The sequence below is a fragment of the Shewanella sp. H8 genome (assembly GCF_040285065.1).
Lineage (GTDB): Bacteria > Pseudomonadota > Gammaproteobacteria > Enterobacterales > Shewanellaceae > Shewanella > Shewanella polaris.
In genome coordinates this window covers 2,582,983-2,603,956 of record NZ_CP157213.1, presented here as the reverse complement: position 1 = coordinate 2,603,956, position 20,974 = coordinate 2,582,983, and the positions used below count along the sequence as shown (strand labels likewise).

Below are 20,974 nucleotides of genomic sequence, written 5' to 3'. Positions count from 1 at the left end.
AAAATCTTTTTCAGTTCCGTTTTCGATCAAATCGTATTGAATGAGGCGAGGCTTCAGCTGCGCTGCTTATCGATATTCTGTTTACGTTTTTTGAGCATTTTTTGCTGTACATTCAAACTTGCTCTGACTAGTTGTTCAATATCATCTTCAAGTATTTGACTAAATTCAAGTTCACAACGCCAAAAAGCAGGATCCGTGTCGTCATCAGTTTGTAAAGGGGTACAGGTTTTTATTTGGCAAACACACAATAATGCGACTAATTCAGTATGCAAATAAATGTGGGTTTTAACGTGTTCATTCAACTCGAGTGGTCGTGATGAAATAATGCTGACCCCACTGCCACCAAATTGATCGCCTTTAAATAACTCACCATCCTGAACTTCTTTTTCTAACACATGCTGTAATACTAAATCGACTTTACGTGATTGTAGCTTTAAAAAGTCGACCACAGCTTTTGCATCATTGTCTAAATTTCGTAGCTGCAATAAGCAACTGGCTTCAAGACTTTTCACTTCTGTCAGCAGTTTTAAACCGACAGATTGCATATCGCGAAGTTCATCATCTGTGGGTAAAGGATGATTTTGGTCCCACAAAGTGAGGTACACATTAAAGTGGTGAGGCACACTAAAATAAGAATTGCTGTCAGGTATCAAGGTTTGCCTCTTTATTTATCACACTAATAGCCCTATTATCGTGCCCAAGTTAATGATTTAGCAAGTCATACAGGCTGGCTTATTGTTTTCATTTCCATATTTCGCCTGATTGTCTGATTAATACGCCCAAATGGGCACACAGGATTAGTATTTTTTTATGAATTTAGGATTTTCATTTTTCATCGGCTACCGCTATTGGCGAGCCCGAAAAGCAAATGCTTTTGCGTCTTTTATTACCTTTTTTTCGGTATCGGGTATTTTTCTTGGTGTTGCGGCATTGATTGTTGTCAGTTCGGTGATGAATGGGTTAGAAGGTCAGCTAAAAAATCGCATTTTAGGTGCGGTGCCACAACTGACTCTAATCAGTGACGTTGGCTTTAGGGATTGGCAACAAACTACGCAACGTTTGTTGGCTGATAAAGATTTATTGCAGAATATTCGTGGCATTGTGCCAAGTGCGACAACCCAAGCCATGATCCAATCGAGCAGCAACATTCAGGCGATACAAATGTACGGAGTATACCCTGAACAGGAGCAATCGTTGTCGAGCATTGCATCTCATACCTATTCTGATGCCTTTTCATCGTTACAAGCTGGAAAGTATTCAATTGTGCTTGGTACAGACCTAGCTCGTAAATTAGATGTTCGAGCGGGAGATAAGGTGAGGGTGTTAAGCGGTGATGGGGTGGTGTATTCACCTATGGGGCCCGTTCCTAGTCAGCGTAAATTTACTGTTGCCGGTGTATTTGAAATGGGTTCGCAAGTCGATTCGAGTGTGGCTTATGTGCATTATAAAGATGCGCGTAAGTTGATGCGTCAAGACAGTAATAGCGTTAATGAATTACGGGTGTATTTGAACGATCCTTTTTCTGCGCCTGCGATAGCACCGAAAATAGTGGCTGCATTTGCTAAGCAAAATATTGAGATTCAAACCCGGGACTGGCGCCAAGACTATGGCCATTTATTTGCCGCCGTCAAAATGGAAAAAAACATGATGTCGTTGATGCTCAGCTTAATTGTGGCCGTGGCTGCATTTAATATTGTGTCAGCGTTGGTGATGATGGTGGTGGATAAAACCACCGATGTTGCGGTGTTAAAAACCCAAGGATTAACCACCACTTCGGTGATGAACATTTTTATTGTTCAAGGTTCGCTAAATGCATTGTTAGGGTTAATGTTGGGTGCCGCCGTTGGCATAGTGTTAACGCTCAATTTAAATGAAATATTAACAACTTTGGGTATTTCTATTTTAGGCGTAGGCCAGACATTGCCAGTGCAATTATCGCTAACGCAATTAAGTTTTATCATTTTAGGCACTTTGTTTATTACCTTAATTGCCACCCTTTATCCTGCATTGTCCGCCGCAAGGGTTCAACCTGCTACTGCTTTGAGATACGAATAATGAGTCAGACACAACAAGCGTTATTACAAGTTCAACATGTTAGTAAGCATTACCATGACGGTGAAGTGACCACTCAGGTATTATCTGGTGTTGATTTAACCGTATACAAGGGAGAACAGTTAGCCATTGTGGGCAGTTCTGGGTCGGGTAAAAGTACGCTGTTACATATTATGGGCACCTTAGACATGCCCACGTCTGGAACTGTGTTGTTAGACGGCGAAGATTTATATCAATTGTCTAGTGCGCGTCAGGCGCAAATACGTAATCAAGATTTGGGCTTTATTTACCAGTTCCATCATCTTTTACCTGAATTTACCGCGATTGAAAATGTGGCGATGCCTGCATTCATTCAAGGTAGAGATAAAAAGCAATCCTTAATCGATGCGCAGAATTTACTTGAACGTGTGGGGTTAGGCCATCGTTTACAACATATCCCAGCGCAGTTATCGGGCGGTGAGCGTCAACGTGTCGCGATTGCCAGAGCGCTTATCAACAAACCAAAGTTAGTATTGGCCGATGAACCTACAGGTAATCTGGATGCCAGCAGTGGTGATAATGTTTATGCGATGATCCGCGAGTTAGCACAACAATTTGGAACTGCGTTTGTGGTGGTGACACATGATCATAAATTAGCCGCTAAAATGGATCGTCAATTGACAATGAAAGACGGCATTTTGCAAGTTGTTGCGTCTTCATCTCTTGCAGGGTTAGCCGAATGAGTAAGTGGTTACCGTTAACAATTGGCTGGCGTTTTTTCCGTGCGAGGCAGTCTAATGGCTTTATCGGTTTTATTTCGTTTGCGTCTACTGCAGGCATTGCCCTAGGTGTTGGCGTGCTAATTGTGGTGTTATCTGCCATGAATGGTTTTGAAAAAGAGTTACAAGACCGTTTATTAGGCGTGGTGTCTCACGGTGAACTGGTTGGCGTTAATCAACCGATTGCCGATTGGCATGATATTGCTAAAAGCGCCGCAAATATGCCACAAATCACCGGTGTTGCTCCGTTTGTTCGTTTGCAAGGTTTAGTGCAGAAACCTGGCGGTTTTCAAGGGTTAATCGTTAACGGTATTGATATTAACTATGAATCTGATGTGTCGAGTATTGCTGACTATATGTCTGCCGATGCGTGGCAGTCATTAGCGGGTGATGAAAATCATATTGTGCTCGGTCGTAGTTTATTGGTCAAGTTGGGCTTAAAAGTAGGCGATACTCTGGCAATGTATACCCCTGACGCCAATAACAGTAAGTTAACCTCGGCCAAAAGCCACCGTTTTGTGGTATCTGGTGTGTATAATTTAGGTGGGGAAATTGAATCGACCCAAGCTTATGTGTCACTTAACTATCTAGCTGATTTACTTGAGTTAGGTTCCGCAGTTTCTGGGGTACGAATTCAAGTCGATAATGTGTTTAATGCGGCGAGTATTACCCGTGATTTAGGCTTTGCTCAAGAGCAATATCTTTATATCAATGATTGGACTCGCAGTCAGGGACATTTGTATCAAGATATTCAGTTAGTGCGTTTAATCATGTATTTAGTGTTAGCGCTCGTTATCGCCGTGGCATGTTTCAATATAGTGTCGACACTTGTTATGGCTGTGCGTGATAAAGCTTCTGAAATTGCAATATTAATGACCATGGGGTTATCCCGTGGCGCCATAATGACCATATTTATTTTACAAGGTGCGTTAAATGGTGTGATGGGTTGCACTATTGGTGGCATATTAGGGGTTACTCTAGCCTATAATTTAAGTGCAATTGCTAGCAGTATTGAGCAATTACTAGGTGTTCAGTTATTGGCTTCTGATATTTATTTCATTGATTTCTTACCATCTGAATTACATTACCAAGATGTATTTGTGGTGCTGTTCATGGGGTTATTTATGAGTCTTGTTGCCACGATTTATCCAGCGTGGAAAGCAACTAAAATCGCGCCAGCTACTGCATTAGCGGGTAGATAGATTTTATAAACGAATGAGGTTGATATGGACAGTGATTCAAGTTTATGTTCACTAAAATGTCCTACGTTAGCCTCGGGTAGTTTAATCATCAGGCCATTTACTCTGGATGATTTAAGCGCATTTACTGCCTATCGAGCGGATCCTAATGTTGCTCGATATCAAAGTTGGACGGATTATCACTATCAAGATGCACTAAGGTTATTCAATTCAATTAATTACCACGATTTTGCTAAAGCAGGGCAATGGTATCAATTAGCCATTAGTGATCAGCATGCGTTGTTAATGGGTGATCTGGCAGTGCATTTTATTGACGACAATCAAGTTGAAGTGGGTTTTACTGTCGCTCCAGCATTTCAAGGGCAGGGTATTGCAGCGCAAGCGCTAACTCGTTTATTGCAATACTTGTTTGTAGACTTATCTCGTCACCGAATTATCGCTCAAACTGATTGCCTTAATCTAGCCAGTGCAGCACTTTTAGAAAAATTGCAGTTCCGTCGTGAAGGCCATTTTATTCATAATGTGTTTTTTAAAGGTGCATGGGGTGATGAATATCTGTATGCCATGTTGGCGAGCGAATTTGATAATCAATATCTTGATCATGAATGATAAAGAAAACTGTTATGGCTTGTAACCAATGCACTGATTCAATATTTAAACAAAAAATTGGTCGGTGTAAACGCTGCATGTGGCAACTAACGCTACTGAGCTTGTTTACTTGGCCCGTTTGGTGGTATTGCTACGCTGATACTCCTAAGTCAGTAGAATCTATCGCATTACTTTTCTTTGCTATTAGTTTTACGGGGTTACTTACCCTGCACCTGATCGTGTTGACTTATCGTACTCTGACACAACAGAATCAGTAAAATGGTTCAATCTATTTCAGGATAAAAAATGAGCGTTATATATTATCCTGAGCGAAGCTTAGAGCGGATTGATCTGCTTTTGTTGACCAAAGGTGTCAGCGTCAGTACCGAGCTTCCAATAGCCCGTGGCACTGATAGCGCTTAACGCTAACGACTGCTGTTCTATGAGGTGTTGCTTCACTAATCTAACTTGCGATGCTTCTAAGCCTATAAATACTTGTGTCTGTGCTGTTAAGTCCTCAAGATGTTTTATTCTATCAAGTAGCCAAGCAGCTTGTTGTTCTGCGGTTGTATTTGTCTTTACCACTAGCCATTGAATTTGTATTAGTGGATGTGGCGCCAATAATTGTTTCTCTCGTTCACTATTCACTAACATTATAATGTAACCCGTTGTTGTTAACGAAAGTCGGTTAACTATTCCATTGACTGCATTAATTGAGGTTGAGTCACCCAATAATAGATAGTTATTAGCATCGAATTTATTCATTTTGAGTAGTCCTGGCCCCGCAATGGCAAGCAAATCTCCAATATTAGCTGATTTAGCCCAATCAGTGGCTGGCCCATGATGTTTGTTAATGACAAAATCTAAGCTGAGTTGTTTGTGAATAGGATCAAATTCTCTAATCGTATATGATCGTTTAATGGCAGCGTTAGGGCCATTGAATGTCATATTTTCTGCCGATGAACCGGGTCGTGGCAATAGCACTTTCACATGAGCCCCTTGTTTATCGGCAGGGAAATCGCTTAACTGCTCGCCACTTAACACCAATCTACGAAGATAAGGGCTGATTTCGATGATGTCACTGATATAAGTTAATCTAGGTGGTTTTTTTTCTTTTGGGCTATTCATGATAACTGGCCTATCGTTGGGTGTCGCAAATAGTTGAGATTAAGTTTTGGGTATGTAGTGATTGTGTTAACATTGTCTTTGGTTGATAATATCAACTATATTGATAATTGTTGATGAAGTCAACTAGTTTGTATTGTTGCCGCTCTCTTTAACCTGATGCCGTTGTTGGTGAGGTATTTAAATGAGCTTGAGGATGTCTTATGTCTGAAAATATTAAAGAGCCACTGTTTAATTTATTGCACAGTGTAAAACGTTCATTGCGACAAGCTATTGATAGTGAAGGGTTTGGTTTAACACCTTTACACATGCGAGTGTTGAAACTCATTGCTAGCCAAGATAAAGAATATACAGCAAATGATATAGTGCAGAAAACCTTGATTGATAAGGCGCAATTGGCGCGATTAATCAAAGAACTGATTCAGTTGGAATATGTTGTAAAGATAAATAATCCACATGATAAACGCAGTTATTTTTTAGGATTAAGTCCTGCAGGTTCTGACGTTGTTACGGTTTTGTCTGCGGCAGAATCTCGCGTTAATGAAATAATGAAAAGCGGATTAACAGACCAAGAGATTGCAGATTTTTCTCGTTTGGCAAAGTTGATGGCAAAAAATTTAAATCGACATCTGTAAGTGATAAAAATATAACCCATAAAAAAGTCACGAGAGTGACTTTTTTATAATAAATGAATCAATTTTTTGAACGTTATTGGCCTTTACGTTTTTGCCATTTAAATAGAATTGAATAACGCCACATGCTTTTTATGACAATAAAGCCAATCAATGCACTAATAATACCTAACGCAATGCAACCAACGAGGAAGGGCGGACCTATAGTTGATAACGAAGCTTCAATCCATGCCCAGCTGGCTTCAAATTGAAATGCCTGTGCTTTATGCCCGAGGATTTTAGTGCCTAATAAATATGCACCATAAAACATAATGGGCATGGTTAGCGGATTAGTTATCCACACTAGTGCCACTGCAACGGGAAGATTTACGTTAAACAGTATTGCCAGTCCAGCAGCAGCTACCATTTGAAATGGCATCGGTAGCCACGCCACAAATAGTCCAACCGCAAATGCCCCAGGGGCCGATTTACGATTTAACGCCCAAAGATTAGGCTTGTGTAATAGCGTGCCAAACACCCGTAAATACTTATGATTACGGAGTGTTTCTGGTTTTGGCATATATTTTTGTATAAATTTTTTTGGCATATTTGTCGATTAATGTCTTAACTAATTCATTATGAATCGATTTATCTATGGCTTTTGCGCCTGTTCTTTATCAGCGATGTTGTGGCCTTCGCTGGCACCTATGTGGTGTGTGCCTATTTTATTCTTAGTTATGCTTGTTTGCATTCGCAAAGGGCCGCTTATGGCTGGTTGTTTATTCGCAGTCATTTGGCTTAGCCTGTTGTTTCATAGCTTATATATGCATCAATATGCTGAAAAGTCGCAACAAATCGAGTTTAAGGCGCAGATAGTATCACTAGTTAGCCAAAACAGCGACTGGATTAGTTTTGATGTGCGCGTTATTGCCGAACCAAAGCAAGACGCTTTTTTTGAGACGTTGGCGCTTAACAATGTGCAGCGATATTACCGATTAACATGGCAAAAGCCAGATAAAATTGTGATCGGCCAAATATGGCAATTTAGTGCGAAGTTGAAAGGGATCACAAGCATCCAAAACCAAGGAGGTTTTAATCAACAAAAGTACTTCATTAGTAGGCACATTATTGCTAAAGGTCGAATTAAGCAAGCTGAGTTGATTAGCAATAGTGTGTCTATGCGCCAACAAGTCATGCTTGTGTCATCGCCGATATTGTCACAATTTTCTCAGGGCGACATTTTACAAGCGTTAATCTTTGGCGATAAAAGCATGTTAACCGCGCAGCGTTGGCAACAATTACGCCAGACAGGAGCAGGGCATTTAGTTGCTATTTCAGGTTTACACTTATCGGTCGTCTTTGGTTTATTTTACGCCATAATGATTGGATTGAGCCGTTATGCTTTTTCTTGGCAACATTTAGGTAAAATACAACTCGCGATGTTGATTGCGGCACTATTTACGTTGGGTTATGGCTATTTATCTGGTTTTGCTATTGCTACGCAACGTGCGTTATTGATGCTATTTTTATTGCTGATATTTAGTTTTATAAAACAATTTAGCCATCATTGGGATCGGCTGGCATATGCCTTATTTTTTGTACTATTAGTCGACCCTTTCGCATCACTTGGTGCAGGATTATGGTTATCGTTTGGCGCATTGATGATCATTTTATTATCGGTTAAGTCAGATGTCACTGAGCAACAGGCAATCTTGGATGCAGATTATACCCATCAAAGCATTGATTCCCTCCAACCCCATAACGCAAAGTTTTGGGTAAATAAATTCAAGTTAATAAAAAATAAAATACTCCGTGGACTGAGTGTATTGTGGTCTATTCAATGGCGTTTAGCGCTATTACTTGGTGTATTGCAGGGCATATTGTTTGGTGGGATCTCCCCTCATAGTATTTGGCTCAATATGCTGTTAGTTCCCTGGTTTAGTTTGGTGGTTATTCCGTTAACCATGCTGAGCTTCTGCATTTGGTTGGTGGCTTTGTCTGTTATGTTGTTAGTGGGAGTTGATGCTGGGGCACATCAAAATATTGGCCTGATGATATTTCAATGGGCCAATTTAAGTCTGGAGCCATTTGGATGGTTATTACAGCTGAGTGATCACTTGCCCCTAAAACAACTGGTGTTGACAGAACAAGAACTGGCAGGGTTATTATTTTTTATTTTGGCGACCATGTTATTGATGTTGCGCGGCTATGTACCTAACAAGCTTAGATCTGTTTATCGTTTAATCGTCGTTATTTTGGTGTTACCGATTATCATGGTGAAGCTAGTCGCTCATGATCTTTTACCTACGCCTAAGTCGACATTACGCTCAACACCTTGGCAACTGCATGTAATTGATGTAGCTCAAGGTATGGCCGTGGTTTTACAGCAAGGACAGCACGGTGTTATTTACGATACTGGCGCAGCATATGGAGATTTTAGCTATGCGCAACGCGCTATACTGCCATTTTTGGCTAGTCGAGGTATTCGTTATATTGATTTTATTGTGATAAGCCATGATGATAATGATCATGCTGGTGGATTAAATGTGTTATTGAAGCAATTTCCGCAGGCGGTATTGATAGCAGATTTCCCTATGGCTGCATCGATCTTGTCAGGTTTATCACGACCCGTGAAAACTTGTGACAGTCAGTTAAACTGGCGTGGGGTACAATTAGGTTTTATCAGTAACCAGTTAACGACAAATAGTAATGATAATAACCGTTCATGTGTTGTTAAATTGTTTGATGGTCAATCTTCGGTATTGTTAACCGGCGATATTGAAGCCCCAAGAGAACATATGTTACTGATGGATAATGCTAATATTCAGGCCGATATCTTATTGGTTCCGCACCACGGTAGCCGAACTTCATCTACAGCGGAGTTTATCGATAGCGTTAATCCCCAATTAGCCATTTTTACTGCTGGCTTTTCTAATCAATACGGTTTTCCTAAGTCAGATATTGTGGATAGGTATCAACTTCATGGCAGCAACATTTTACAGACGGGCCACGTTGGCCAAATTAGCATCAGCTTTACTTCTGACGGCTATAAAGTCGCCACTTATCGTCAACAAATTGCCCCATTTTGGTACAACCGTTTGTTTAGATTTGGTGAGTCACTTAAAGCAGAGTAGAATATCATTTATGTTTGTTAGTTAAGTATTGGATTCAATGTCAGCATCACCTAAAAATGAAATGTGGGTCGTTTTCAAACGTTTGATGACCTATGTCGTACCAATGAAAACCATGTTTATTATGGCTGTACTAGGTCTTATCACCTATGGTGCTGTAGATGCGGCGTTTATTGCATTTATTAAACCATTTATCGACGAGGGATTTAGCCAAACACCGACAATAGTTGCGGGTGTCGACTTGCCGACTCATGGTGGTTTTAACGCCAATAAAGACATTATGTTAATGGCTCCAATTGCGGTCATTCTGATGTTCAGCTTACGTGGCGTGGCTAACTTTGTATCGACTTATTGCGTGTCGTATATGAGTGCACAACTCATTATGGATATGCGCCAACAAGTGTTTGAGCATTATCTGCGATTACCCGTGAGTTATATCGACCGTGAAAATAGCGGTAATTTGATTTCGCGCGTTACGTTTGATACGGAGCAAATAGCCCGAGCATCTGGTAGTGCGTTAATTTCAATTGTCCGTGACAGCATGACAGCCATCGGGATGTTAGGCATTATGTTTTACTATTCTTGGAAACTATCATTATGCATATTGGTAATAGGCCCAATAATGGGAATAGTGATCAGTATTGTTAGTAAGCGCTTTCGTAAAGTGTCTAAACAGATTCAATCTGCAATGGGTGGGGTGACTGCTACTACTGAGCAGATGATTAAGGGACATAAAAACGTATTAGTGTTTGGTGGCCAAAAAACAGAGGTTGATCGTTTTTTCCAAGTTAACGATCGTAATCGCTACCAAAATATGAAACTTGCAGTCGCACAGTCAGTTAGCCAGCCGCTTATTATGGTAATTGGTTCGTTCGCATTGGCATTTGTACTGTATGCAGCCACTTGGGATAGCATGAAAACTGATTTAACGGCTGGTACATTTGCAGCTATTTTAGGTGCCATGCTAGCTATGCTTCAACCGATTAAAAACTTAACTCGAGTTAATGCTGAATTTCAACGCGGTATAGCAGCTTGCACAACAGTTTTTGAATTATTAGATACCGCACCAGAACCCGATAATGGTGAGTTTAGTATTGACCGAGTACAAGGTAAGTTGACCTTTGATAATGTCACCTTTACCTATCCTGGCCAAGAAAAGCCCGCTTTAAATGGGATTGACTTTGAGGTTAAGCCGGGTAAAACCGTCGCACTCGTTGGACGTTCTGGTTCTGGGAAATCGACTATCGCCAGTCTGATCACCCGCTTTTATGGTAATTTATCAACCGGTGACATTCGTCTTGATGACACCAGTATTTATGACTATCAGCTTAAATCATTACGTAATCAAGTCGCGTTAGTGTCGCAACAAGTGACCCTGTTCAATGACACCATTGCCAATAACATTTCTTATGCCTATCCAGGTGACGTCACACGAGAGCAGATTATCCATGCCGCTGAATTAGCTTATGCGATGGAATTTATCGAAACCTTACCAGAAGGACTAGATACTCAAGTTGGCGAAAATGGCGTGTTGCTTTCGGGCGGTCAACGTCAACGTATTGCTATTGCTCGCGCTATGCTCCGTGATGCACCAGTATTAATTTTAGATGAAGCAACTTCTGCTCTGGATACCGAATCAGAAAAAGCGATTCAAAAAGGCTTAGATAATCTGCGTCATAATCGTACTTCGATTGTGATTGCCCATCGCTTATCAACCATAGAAAGTGCTGATGAAATTTTGGTTATTGATCAAGGGAAAATTGTTGAACGCGGTAATCACAGTGAGTTAATCGCTCAAGCAGGTATTTACGCTAATCTTTATCAAATGCAGTTCAGTCAATAATGATTAGGTGTTTGTGATGCAACAGCTTATTCATCGCATTTGGTACCAAGGTCATCAAGCCAAGTGGTTCTTATTACCTTTGTCTGGATTGTTTTGGTTAATATCCACGATTAGGCGAGCCCTATTTAATTACGGATTTAAGCACGCACAAGTGTTGCCTGTACCCGTAATTGTTGTTGGTAATATAACGGCGGGCGGGAGTGGTAAAACGCCCACGGTGATTTATTTAATCGAGTTATTGCGCCAACATGGTTATAAACCAGGTGTGATAAGTCGAGGTTATGGAGTTAATATTGATGGCGTTGCTGCCGTTAATATTAATGCAAAAGCCAGTGATGTAGGTGACGAGCCTGCAATGATTGTTGCTCGTACTCAAGTACCTATGGTTGTAGGCAGTAAAAGAATAGCGGCTGCACAAACGTTATTAGCAGACTTTGATGTTGATGTGATTATCAGTGATGATGGTTTACAACATTATGCGCTAGGACGCGATATTGAAATAGCACTCGTTGATGGTGAACGGCGTTATGGAAATCACTGCTTGTTACCCGCAGGTCCCTTGAGAGAGGGGTTATGGCGGTTAAATTCAGTTGATTTCGTGATAAACAATGGCGGGCCTGCTCTGAACGGTGAAGTGCTGATGACACTAGAGCCAGCTGCACTTTGCCAGGTTGATAGCAACCTACACGATGAATTTAGTCAACAGCACAGTGTCGTGGCTATGGCGGGCATTGGTAATCCGCAACGTTTCTTTAATAGTATTAGCCAGTTAGGTTATAAAGTAGTACAAACAATTGAATTTACAGACCATCAAGCTTTTGACCCAAAGCAATTAAATGAGTTATCTGTGCAGCATTCATTATTAATGACTGAAAAAGATGCGGTTAAATGTCGCGATTTTGCACAATCAAACTGGTGGTATTTACCTGTAAATGCGAAGCTTAACTCAGAATTTGATCACGCAATGTTGAGCCGATTACAACAAGTGGCTCAAACTAAAAAAGGATTGTCTCATGGCATTTGATAGAAAATTACTCGAAATTGTGGCCTGCCCAGTATGTAAAGGAAAGCTAGAATACGACAAAGAATCACAACAGTTGATATGTAAGTTTGATAAGTTAGCTTACCCAATTACTGAAGGCATACCAGTATTATTGGAAAATCGCGCTACGGCACTGGTGATAGAGTAACTTATTTATCGCTTTTTTGAGTAGAGATGACTAAGCGCCCGGAAGGGCGTTTTTTTGTTGGTCAATATTTAAAAAGTGAATGTTATTGCAATTAATATCAGCGGTGAAAAATGTATCTTTTGTGTTTTTAGATTGTATAAAAGGTATGTATAGATTTGCTATTGAAGGCTATAAATTCATAAATAAGCATTAAAAAACATTAATTTAATTGAATGTTTTAAAACTGAGGAAGATAATTTAGCAATCAGTAATAGTAAGTTGTTGAGTAGGTTTTTATGGCTGAAAATGATAGCTTTCAACAATGTGTAGCGAGTGTCTTTCGCGAGCATCGTGGCGAGCGAGTGGTGTCATTTGAGTTTCAGGGGAAACGTTATTGGTTGAAACAAGTTGAACAGCTTGCCGGTGCAATGCGTTTGTTAAAGCAAAACTCTGCGGAGGCACTAAATAAAGAAATTGGGGTGTTAAACACCTTAAGTCATTTAGGTGCTCCTGTGCCTGCCGTTGTTGATTTTGGCGACGGTTATATGGTGGTCGAGGATGTTGGTGAGACCATTAATCATGTTCTTGAACATACAAATGAAATTTTGTGGCAACCAATTTTAAACGATGCCAGTGCTGCGTTGGCTAAACTTCACAGTATGCAGCTTGCTCATGGTCGTCCTGCATTGCGAGATATTAGCTGGCAAGCCGGTGAGGTGAAGTTTATTGATTTTGAAGCGAATCAACAACACAAATCTGTTGTTTCTCAACAAGTTCGTGATTTGTTAGTCTTTATCCATAGCTTATATCGTTACATTGGCCCCAAGAATAGTGCGATTAATCTAGCTATTGATTGTTATCGTAAAGCCGGTGGAGAAATGATATGGCAAAAAGCCAAGCAGTTTTTAGCTTCTTGGCAATGGTTATATTATTTTGCTAGACCATTTCGTGACATTGGTGGAAAAGATTTGAAGCCGGTATATTGGGTATTATGGCATTTCAGACAGGCGCCTTTGATACTAGCATAGTGGCTGTTCTGTCTTTAATTATGTTGATGTTTATACAAAAAGCTTGCTTAGAACAGCAAGCTTTTATATGTAAGTTGACAGTGATATTTATTTTACCGAGATAGGTTAGCCATTTAAGTTTTTGTGGATAGGTCTTGATATAAGGTTTCAATCCATTTGTCTGCAGAGATAAATCCCCAAGCCCAATTAGCGTATTTTGCTGGCACGCCCTGTTTTTTGATGGTAGCTAAATCATGGCCCATTTCTATTTCACCACGCATCCAATTAATACTGTCATCAAGCATATGCTTAAATTTTAACAGTGCATTTTTATCGGCTAACGCGCCATGACCGGGTATCACTTTAGTCTTATTGTCTAAACGGTCGAGTATTAAACTAACATTTTCTCGGTAACCCGTCACAGAACCTCCCGCCGCTAAATCAATGTACGGAAAGCGGTCTTTAAAGTATAAATCGCCCATGTGAATGATATTTGCTTTCTCCCACATTACAACACTGTCTCCGTCGGTATGGCCGGGGCCTAGGTGGATAACTTCTAAAGTATCGTGATTGAAATGTATTGAGATGTTTTCTTCAAAAGTGATAACAGGCAGTGCTGAGGTGGGCGTACTGTTATCTTCACTAAGACGTTTGAGCACATTATGATGGGCTAGGATTGTACCTTGCTCGCCAAAATGAGCATTACCACCAGTATGATCACCATGGTAATGAGTATTCACTATGTATTTCGGTACACCGGGTTGAATTTGATTGAGCGCGGCAGTAATTTTATCGGCTAATGGTGCAAATTGGTCATCGATGATCAATATACCGTCGTCCCCTGCAGAAACACCAATATTGCCACCGGCACCCATAAACATATAAGTATTATTATCTAGTTTTTTCGAGGTGATAGTAACATCACTCATGGTGTCATCTGCCACTAAAACGTTGCTGAAAGCCAACATTGCAAAAGCACTTAATCCAATAATTTTTCGTTGGAATCTCAGTTTCATGTTTGTCCCTTTTATTTACTGTCTTAGCGAGCTAGTTGTTATCAATACTACTAATTCAACGTATTAGATCACATAGCTGTTAAGGCTTTGTGGTAGCTTGTCGTTAACGCAATAGCTAATGTAGTCGCATTATTCTAAGACGATTAACGACTAGTATTAGTCCAAGGTAACAGTTTTTGAGCAAAAGTGTTGGCTAAGCCTAATCGAATAGCTGCCTTATGCCTCATTAAGTAAAGAGCTTGGTAGCACAATGGCACTAAATACAAACTGGTTACCGTTGAAAAAGTTAACCCACCAATGATCGCAATGGCCATTGGTGAATAAGGTGGTCCACCACCACCTATTTGGGTGTCTCCCATGGCTAACGGAACTAAGCCTAACACTGTTGTTGCAACTGTCATTAATACTGGACGCAAACGGGTAATACACACGGTGACAATAGTGTCGCTTAGCTTATCTAAATCCGGAGTCATTTGGTTGATTTGATCAACCAACACAATACCATTATTCACCACAATACCCATTAAAATAAGTATGCCAATCATAGACATTACCGACATCGGCGTACCTGTTAACCACAATGCCCAAAATACACCAGTTATGGAGAACATGATCGAGGTAATGATAGCTGTTGGTAAAAGCAGTGATTCAAATAATGCCGCCATAACAATATAAATCATCGCAATGGCTAAGATCATATTCACCGCCATGATTGACTGGTCTTCATCTTGACGTTCAAACCCACCCCGAAGCGAATAGCCGTATCCATTTGGAAAGTTAACTGAATCCATTACTTGAGTTATTTTGGTTTGTGCTTCTTCTGTGGTGAAGTCTTCTAAGTTTGCACCGATTGATAAAGCTGTTTGGCGATTAAAATGTCGAATGGTATCAAAACGTGGAACCACGGTTGCTTCAGCTAAACTGTCTAGGGTATAAACTCGGTCACCTTGACGAATAATCGGTAGTTGCTTAAGTTTTTCCAGCGATTTTTGCCAGCTTTTGTCATAGGCCAGTTCGATACGTAATTCGCCGCTAGGATCATGACGAAATGAACGTAGTTGTGAACCTCTTAAAGCAATTGCAATGTTCGATGCTATATCACTTAAGGTCAAATCCAGTCTGGCAGCCATTTCTCGGTTAATGACGACAATAACTTCCTGTTGTGAACCATTTACTTCAGAACGTACATCGACTAGGCCTTCTATATCTTCGAGTAGTGGCATCACTTGCTCACTGATACGAATTAATTCGGTTGTTGAGCGTCCAGTTAACGTCACACGAATACCGTTATTTTCGTTGCCCCAACCAAATTGTGGCGTAGCAATCGAAAACTTAGGAAAGCCTTCACGGATCATTTTCTTTAACTCACCAATGTCTATTGGGATGTCTTTTTGCAATAAAATGGTTGATAGTGCATCTTGTGGGGCGTAGTAACTGTAAACCGCATCAATATAAAACTTGTCTTTATTGCTGTATAAATACGTTTCCATGCTATTAATCATGGCTTCAGTGACCGCTAGATTATGGCGACCTTCTAGCTGGTAATTAATGTATAAACGGTCATTACCTTCACCATCACCTTGATCTTGTTGCACCATGCTTAATGGCAATGCTGTAGATACCAATATCATCAAAGCGATGATACCAGAACGTTTCGGCCGGGTTAAAATCCAGGTGAGGCTGCGTTGATAAAAACGCCCTAAGTGATTATTGCCATTAGCGGCTTTCACTTCAAAATGAAAGTGATTAAGCATAAGTGGAATAAGGGTTTTTGCAACTAACAATGAAGCCGCCAGCGAAATACAAATGGCGACAGCAACGTGTTCTAAAAAGATGGTCAGTTGAACTTTAACACCAAAAATATTGGGTAAAAATACAATGGCGGTGGTTAATGTGCCTGCTAACACTGCCAATGAAACTTTTTCTACGCCGGTTAACACGGCTTGTTGGTTGGCTTTTAGCTGGCAAGTGTCGTCAATGTGTGCTGCTTGTTTCTCTTGCAGTACGCTTTCGGTCACCACCACCGCATTGTCAATCAACATGCCGACTGCTAATAGTAGTCCCATCATCGACAAAATATTTAAGCTGTAGCCTAAAAAGTACATACCAGCCAATGTCATACATAATGAAATCGGCACAGATGAGATAACCACTAAGGTCATTTTAAGGTTACGTAAAAAAAGATACAGCACGCCAAATGACAATACCGCACCCATTAAGCCAGACAGTAGTAAGTCTTTCAATGACGATTTAACACCATAGGCTTGATCTTCCATGATAAACAGTTTGATGCCATTAAATTGCTGATCTTGCTTAACCTGTTCGATAACGTTTAATACTCGATCAGACACCTCCACTAAATTAGCACCAGACTCTTTAAATACGTCAATGCCCACTGCATATTTTTGGTCTAAATGTCGTCCTTCTATTTTCTCGGGCAGGGCATAATTCACCATCGCAATATCTTGCAGGCGAATACCTGGCACTATGACCAAATTGTTAATATCATCGAGACTGGTAAATTCGCCTTTGGGTGATACTTGATACACTCTTGAGTTTTCTCTAAGGGTGCCTGCACTGATGACGAAGTTTTCAGCCAGCAAACGCGTGCGTAGATCGAGACTATTAAGGTTTGAAGCTATTAATTTATCGGCATCAAGCCGGATTTCAATCTGCTTTTGTTCAACGCCATAAAGGGTGACTTTTGATACGCCATCAACGCGTTCAAGTGGCTTACGCAATTGTTTGTCTAATAAATCAAATGCATTAGAGAGTTCACGCTCGCTTGATATGCGAATGGTCAGAACCGGCATATCGGCGGTAGAAAACTGTTGGATCATCACGCGTTCGACATCTTTTGGTAATAAATGTCTTACCGAGTCGATTTTCTCACGTGCTTCAAGACTTTTGGTGGCAACGTCTTGACCCCATTTCATGTTGAGTCGAATAAAAGCACCGTCTTGGGTTGAATCAGAACGCACCTCTTCAATACCACTCATGGTGGCAAGTGATTCTTCCAGAACTTTAGTGATATCCCGTTCAACTTCTGCAGGACTGGAGCCTTTATACGGAACTTGCACCAGAATTTGTGGAATATCAATCCCTGGAAACATTTCTAATGGCAACATTCGACTGGCCGCCATACCAAATAACATGATGGCCAAGAAAAACATACAGGTGGTGACAGGGCGCTTTATTGCCAGTTGAGTTATGTTCATGCTGGCGTCTCCGCAGTATTAAGCTCAACGTCGCTTTGGATATATTGTTTACGATCAAATAACGCATATAAAGCAGGGATAACTAACAATGTAAGCAAGGTTGACATGCTTAAACCGAAAATCACAGTAATCGCCATTGGCGCACGAACTTCACTGCCATCGCCAATCCCTATTGCCATGGGCAATAAACCTAAAGTAGTGGTTAGGGTTGTCATCATGATAGGACGTAAACGAGATTGCGCAGCATCATTAATCGCAGTTAGCTTATCCTTGCCTTCTTGGCGTAATTGATTAATACGGTCAACTAATACAATCGCATTGTTGACCACAATACCTGCCAGCATAATTAAGCCTATAAATACCACCACACTTAAATGGGTTCCGGTAATAAATAAACCAATAATGCTGCCTGCAACGGCCATAGGCACGGCAATTAAAATTAAGAGTGGATGTAACAATGACTCAAACTGACTGGCCATCACTAAATATACTAAGAAGATAGCTAGAACCAAGGCTATTTTTAACGAATCAAATGATTGTTCCATTTCTTCATTTTGACCGCCAAATCTGGCCTGTATCGAACTCGGGAACTGCTGTTTAGTCAGTATTTGTTGTGCTTGAAGCACCGCTTCGCTTAAATCACCATATGCCAAATTAGACGACACAATAGCGACTCGCTGTTGACTGATACGATTAATCGCTGAAGGACCAATTTGCAAATCTATTGTGGCGATAGCACTTAATGGGATCGGTTGGGCGCTATTGGGATTAATAATTAACGATTCAATGTCGCTGATCTGATCGCGTTCGCTTAACTCACTGCGCACCAAAATATCCACTTTACGATCACGTACCGTAAACTGGCTGGCAATAGTACCACCTACGCGTTGGGCTATACGGTTAGCGACTGTCGGCGCATCCATTCCTAGCGCTGCTAAACGGGCATGATCAAAGCGAATACTGATCTCTGGTTGGCCATCACGTAAGCTAGTATTGATGTCACTAAAACGGTCAGATTCAGACAAGGCATTAACCAATTGGTCTGCGCTTTGTTTGAGTTGAGCTAAATCATAACCTGATAATTCAATTTCAAGTGGGGTTTTAAAACTGAATAACTCAGGATGTTCAATTTTAGCTTCTAGTTCAGGAATGTTTCTTGCTGTGTTTCGCAATACCTGACTAACAACGTTAAAGGCTAAAGGGTCTGCGAGTACCACTTGTAATCGGCCCCAGTTTTCACCGCCGCGAGCGGTATCTGATGTCATTAATCCACCGCTACCCGCTTGGCTATAAGCATGTTTCACATCTTCACGGTCTTTAATCGACAACGCTAGTTTTTGTAATACAGCATCAGTTTCACTGACTTCGGTGCCTGGTGGTAATAAAATTTCGACATAAAACTCACCTTGATTCATCGGCGGGATTAACTCGACACCTAACTTAGGCAGTAAACTGCTTGACGCTAGGGTCACCAATAGTGCTAACACAATGGTGAGTACTTGGTGGCGTAGGGCGTGATGTAACACCCGGAAATAGATAGATTCTACTATGCGATATAAGTAGTTAAAGCCTGCACAGATGGGCTTGAGTAACAGCCCAAATACACTGCTGATAAAACGGCTAATGACAATAATGGCGGTTAACAATCCGGCAGGCAAATAGCTAAACAAGAGTTTAAATGGAAAGCTAAGCACTGCCAGTAAGTAGTAGGCTATTTTTCCTTTACGGCTTGTTGGCTTAGGCTTTTTGGTCACTTCAACCTGTGGCGGCAGGCTAGTAAAACCTTGACGAGATGCCAACATGGGTATGGCTGTTAAGGCAACAAATAATGAGGCAAGTAGGGCGAACGTGACGGTGAGTGCTTGGTCAGAAAATAAGGCTCCAGCAATGCCGTCGACAAAAACTAAAGGTACAAATACTGCCAACGTCGTAAGTGTAGATGCAAAAATAGCCCCAGAGACTTCTTTACATCCAGTGACGGCAGCTTCCATTTTATTCATGCCCTGCGCTTTATATCGGTCTATGTTTTCTAATACCACAATGGCATTGTCGACCAATAAACCAATCGCTAATGCAATACCGCCCAGAGACATAATGTTTAAACTGATATCTGCAAAATACATCATGTTAAAGGTGGCAATAACCGAAAAGGGAATAGAAATAGAAATAATGAGTGTGGCAATAATGTCCCGTAAAAATAGGTAAATAACCAGCATTGCCAATAAGCTACCGAATAATGCCGCAGAAGTTACCTCATTCACTGCACTTTCAATAAACTCTGATTGGTCGTAAATAACTTTTAATTTATTATCTTCATTAGCTTGGTTGATTTTTTCAAGTTCAGATTGTAGTTTTTGCGCAACAGCAACGGTATTCGCGTCACCTTCTTTGTATATTGCTAGCTCAATAGATTCTACTTCGCCGATACGAGTAATATCACTACGTTCTTTGTAGGCATCGCTAATCACCGCAATATCAGATAATCTGACTAAGGTTTGGCCATCTCGGTAGACAATGACTTGACCTAACTCATCTAATGAGTTGAATTGATTTAAGGTTCTGACTAAATATTCTTTATCACCTTGAATAACTTTACCTGCGGATAGATTGATATTTTCTTCATTTATTCGGCGCTTAATTTGGTCGGCATTAAGATTTAATTGGCTCAGTTTTTGTTGGTTTAACTCAATGTGAACTTCTTGCTCTAAACCACCAGATAACCTTACGGCAGCAACACCAGATAAGGCTTCTAAACGTCGTTTTAACTCTTCATCAGCAAAGGTTCTCATTTGCTTTAACTGTTCCGCATCGGCATTGGGTACAGAAAAAGCTAAGCGCATGATGGGATCTAGATTGGGGTTAAAGCGCAGTAATAATGGTTTATTAATGTCTAAAGGAAGCTCAATGGTGTCGATTTTTTCTCGTACTTCAAGGCTAGCCATATCCATATTGGTGCCCCATTCAAACTCGAGCACAACATCAGACATACCAGAACGTGAAATTGAACTGATTTTCCGTAGTCCTTTCACCACCCCAACAGCTTCTTCAATTGGTTTTGATACCAGCTGTTCAATTTCAACCGGAGCGGCACCGTCGTAGGCTGTGCGTATTGTCACGCTGGGATAACTCAAATCTGGCAAAAGTTTAACTGCGAGACGTGAAAATCCGACCATGCCAAAAAGCATCACAGCTAGCATGAACATCCACACAGTGACGGGGCGTTTAACCGAAGTAATAATTATAGACATTATCCCGCT

Annotated in this window: 17 protein-coding genes; 11 read left to right on the top strand and 6 right to left on the bottom strand. The window is 40.8% G+C overall.

Annotation, left to right across the window (positions count from 1 at the left end; all coding sequences use genetic code 11):
* Nucleotides 1–53 precede the first annotated feature (53 nt).
* The gene (locus ABIS04_RS11280) at nucleotides 54–653 is read right to left on the bottom strand and encodes a hypothetical protein (RefSeq protein ID WP_350431116.1); all 600 of its coding nucleotides are present in this window, start codon (nucleotides 651–653) and stop codon (nucleotides 54–56) included.
* A 157-nt stretch (nucleotides 654–810) separates the two neighbouring features.
* Between ABIS04_RS11280 and ABIS04_RS11275 the strand changes: the two genes are divergently transcribed.
* Genes ABIS04_RS11275 through ABIS04_RS11255 form a run of 5 tightly spaced genes read left to right on the top strand, consistent with a single transcriptional unit; the run spans nucleotide 811 to nucleotide 4,875 of the window.
* The gene (locus ABIS04_RS11275) at nucleotides 811–2,055 is read left to right on the top strand and encodes a lipoprotein-releasing ABC transporter permease subunit (protein WP_350431115.1); all 1,245 of its coding nucleotides are present in this window, start codon (nucleotides 811–813) and stop codon (nucleotides 2,053–2,055) included.
* Entirely contained in the window at nucleotides 2,055–2,774 is a 720-nt protein-coding gene (gene lolD / locus ABIS04_RS11270; protein ID WP_350431114.1) for a lipoprotein-releasing ABC transporter ATP-binding protein LolD, read from the top strand. Before ABIS04_RS11275 ends, lolD begins: the two co-directional genes overlap by 1 nt.
* A complete protein-coding gene (lolE, locus tag ABIS04_RS11265) occupies nucleotides 2,771–4,012 on the top strand; it encodes a lipoprotein-releasing ABC transporter permease subunit LolE (protein WP_137226826.1) in 1,242 nt (413 codons plus the stop codon). The genes lolD and lolE overlap by 4 nt, the downstream gene beginning before the upstream one ends.
* Before the next feature lie 24 nt (nucleotides 4,013–4,036).
* Nucleotides 4,037–4,618, top strand: coding sequence for a GNAT family protein (locus ABIS04_RS11260; protein WP_350431113.1), 582 nt, complete (start codon nucleotides 4,037–4,039; stop codon nucleotides 4,616–4,618).
* 14 nt (nucleotides 4,619–4,632) lie between these two features.
* Entirely contained in the window at nucleotides 4,633–4,875 is a 243-nt protein-coding gene (locus tag ABIS04_RS11255) for a DUF3624 domain-containing protein (protein WP_137226828.1), read from the top strand.
* A gap of 58 nt (nucleotides 4,876–4,933) precedes the next feature.
* Here the strand turns inward: ABIS04_RS11255 and ABIS04_RS11250 are convergent, their stop codons facing one another.
* Nucleotides 4,934–5,725 (bottom strand): siderophore-interacting protein, encoded by a 792-nt coding sequence (locus tag ABIS04_RS11250; protein ID WP_350431112.1) that lies wholly within the window; start codon nucleotides 5,723–5,725, stop codon nucleotides 4,934–4,936.
* Nucleotides 5,726–5,925: 200 nt separating this feature from the next.
* On the opposite strand from ABIS04_RS11250, the gene ABIS04_RS11245 reads away from it, so the two are divergent.
* Nucleotides 5,926–6,357 (top strand): MarR family winged helix-turn-helix transcriptional regulator, encoded by a 432-nt coding sequence (locus tag ABIS04_RS11245; protein WP_137226830.1) that lies wholly within the window; start codon nucleotides 5,926–5,928, stop codon nucleotides 6,355–6,357.
* A 73-nt stretch (nucleotides 6,358–6,430) separates the two neighbouring features.
* Here ABIS04_RS11245 and ABIS04_RS11240 read toward each other — a convergent pair whose 3' ends face one another.
* Entirely contained in the window at nucleotides 6,431–6,940 is a 510-nt protein-coding gene (locus ABIS04_RS11240; RefSeq protein WP_137226831.1) for a DUF2062 domain-containing protein, read from the bottom strand.
* A 31-nt stretch (nucleotides 6,941–6,971) separates the two neighbouring features.
* Here ABIS04_RS11240 and ABIS04_RS11235 point away from each other — a divergent pair, with 31 nt between their 5' ends.
* From ABIS04_RS11235 to ABIS04_RS11215, 5 genes are all read left to right on the top strand, one after another.
* Nucleotides 6,972–9,467: a DNA internalization-related competence protein ComEC/Rec2 gene (locus tag ABIS04_RS11235; protein WP_350431111.1), complete on the top strand. Its 2,496-nt coding sequence runs from the start codon at nucleotides 6,972–6,974 to the stop codon at nucleotides 9,465–9,467.
* 37 nt (nucleotides 9,468–9,504) lie between these two features.
* Entirely contained in the window at nucleotides 9,505–11,307 is a 1,803-nt protein-coding gene (gene msbA / locus ABIS04_RS11230) for a lipid A export permease/ATP-binding protein MsbA (protein ID WP_137226833.1), read from the top strand.
* A 16-nt stretch (nucleotides 11,308–11,323) separates the two neighbouring features.
* Nucleotides 11,324–12,331 carry a tetraacyldisaccharide 4'-kinase gene (gene lpxK, locus ABIS04_RS11225; protein WP_350431110.1) on the top strand — a complete coding sequence of 336 codons (1,008 nt, stop codon included), beginning with the start codon at nucleotides 11,324–11,326 and terminating at the stop codon, nucleotides 12,329–12,331.
* Nucleotides 12,321–12,497, top strand: a complete 177-nt coding sequence (locus ABIS04_RS11220; protein WP_137226835.1) for a Trm112 family protein — start codon at nucleotides 12,321–12,323, stop codon at nucleotides 12,495–12,497. Before lpxK ends, ABIS04_RS11220 begins: the two co-directional genes overlap by 11 nt.
* 275 nt (nucleotides 12,498–12,772) lie before the next feature.
* Complete coding sequence (locus ABIS04_RS11215; protein ID WP_350431109.1) at nucleotides 12,773–13,504, top strand: serine/threonine protein phosphatase; 732 nt, start codon at nucleotides 12,773–12,775, stop codon at nucleotides 13,502–13,504.
* A gap of 113 nt (nucleotides 13,505–13,617) precedes the next feature.
* Here ABIS04_RS11215 and ABIS04_RS11210 read toward each other — a convergent pair whose 3' ends face one another.
* The 3 genes from ABIS04_RS11210 to ABIS04_RS11200 all read right to left on the bottom strand — a co-directional run bounded on the left by ABIS04_RS11210 (nucleotide 13,618) and on the right by ABIS04_RS11200 (nucleotide 20,965).
* Nucleotides 13,618–14,499 carry an MBL fold metallo-hydrolase gene (locus ABIS04_RS11210; protein WP_140234420.1) on the bottom strand — a complete coding sequence of 294 codons (882 nt, stop codon included), beginning with the start codon at nucleotides 14,497–14,499 and terminating at the stop codon, nucleotides 13,618–13,620.
* A gap of 143 nt (nucleotides 14,500–14,642) precedes the next feature.
* Nucleotides 14,643–17,717 (bottom strand): efflux RND transporter permease subunit, encoded by a 3,075-nt coding sequence (locus tag ABIS04_RS11205; protein WP_350431108.1) that lies wholly within the window; start codon nucleotides 17,715–17,717, stop codon nucleotides 14,643–14,645.
* Nucleotides 17,714–20,965 carry an efflux RND transporter permease subunit gene (locus ABIS04_RS11200; RefSeq protein WP_350431107.1) on the bottom strand — a complete coding sequence of 1,084 codons (3,252 nt, stop codon included), beginning with the start codon at nucleotides 20,963–20,965 and terminating at the stop codon, nucleotides 17,714–17,716. The genes ABIS04_RS11205 and ABIS04_RS11200 overlap by 4 nt, the downstream gene beginning before the upstream one ends.
* Nucleotides 20,966–20,974 lie beyond the last annotated feature (9 nt).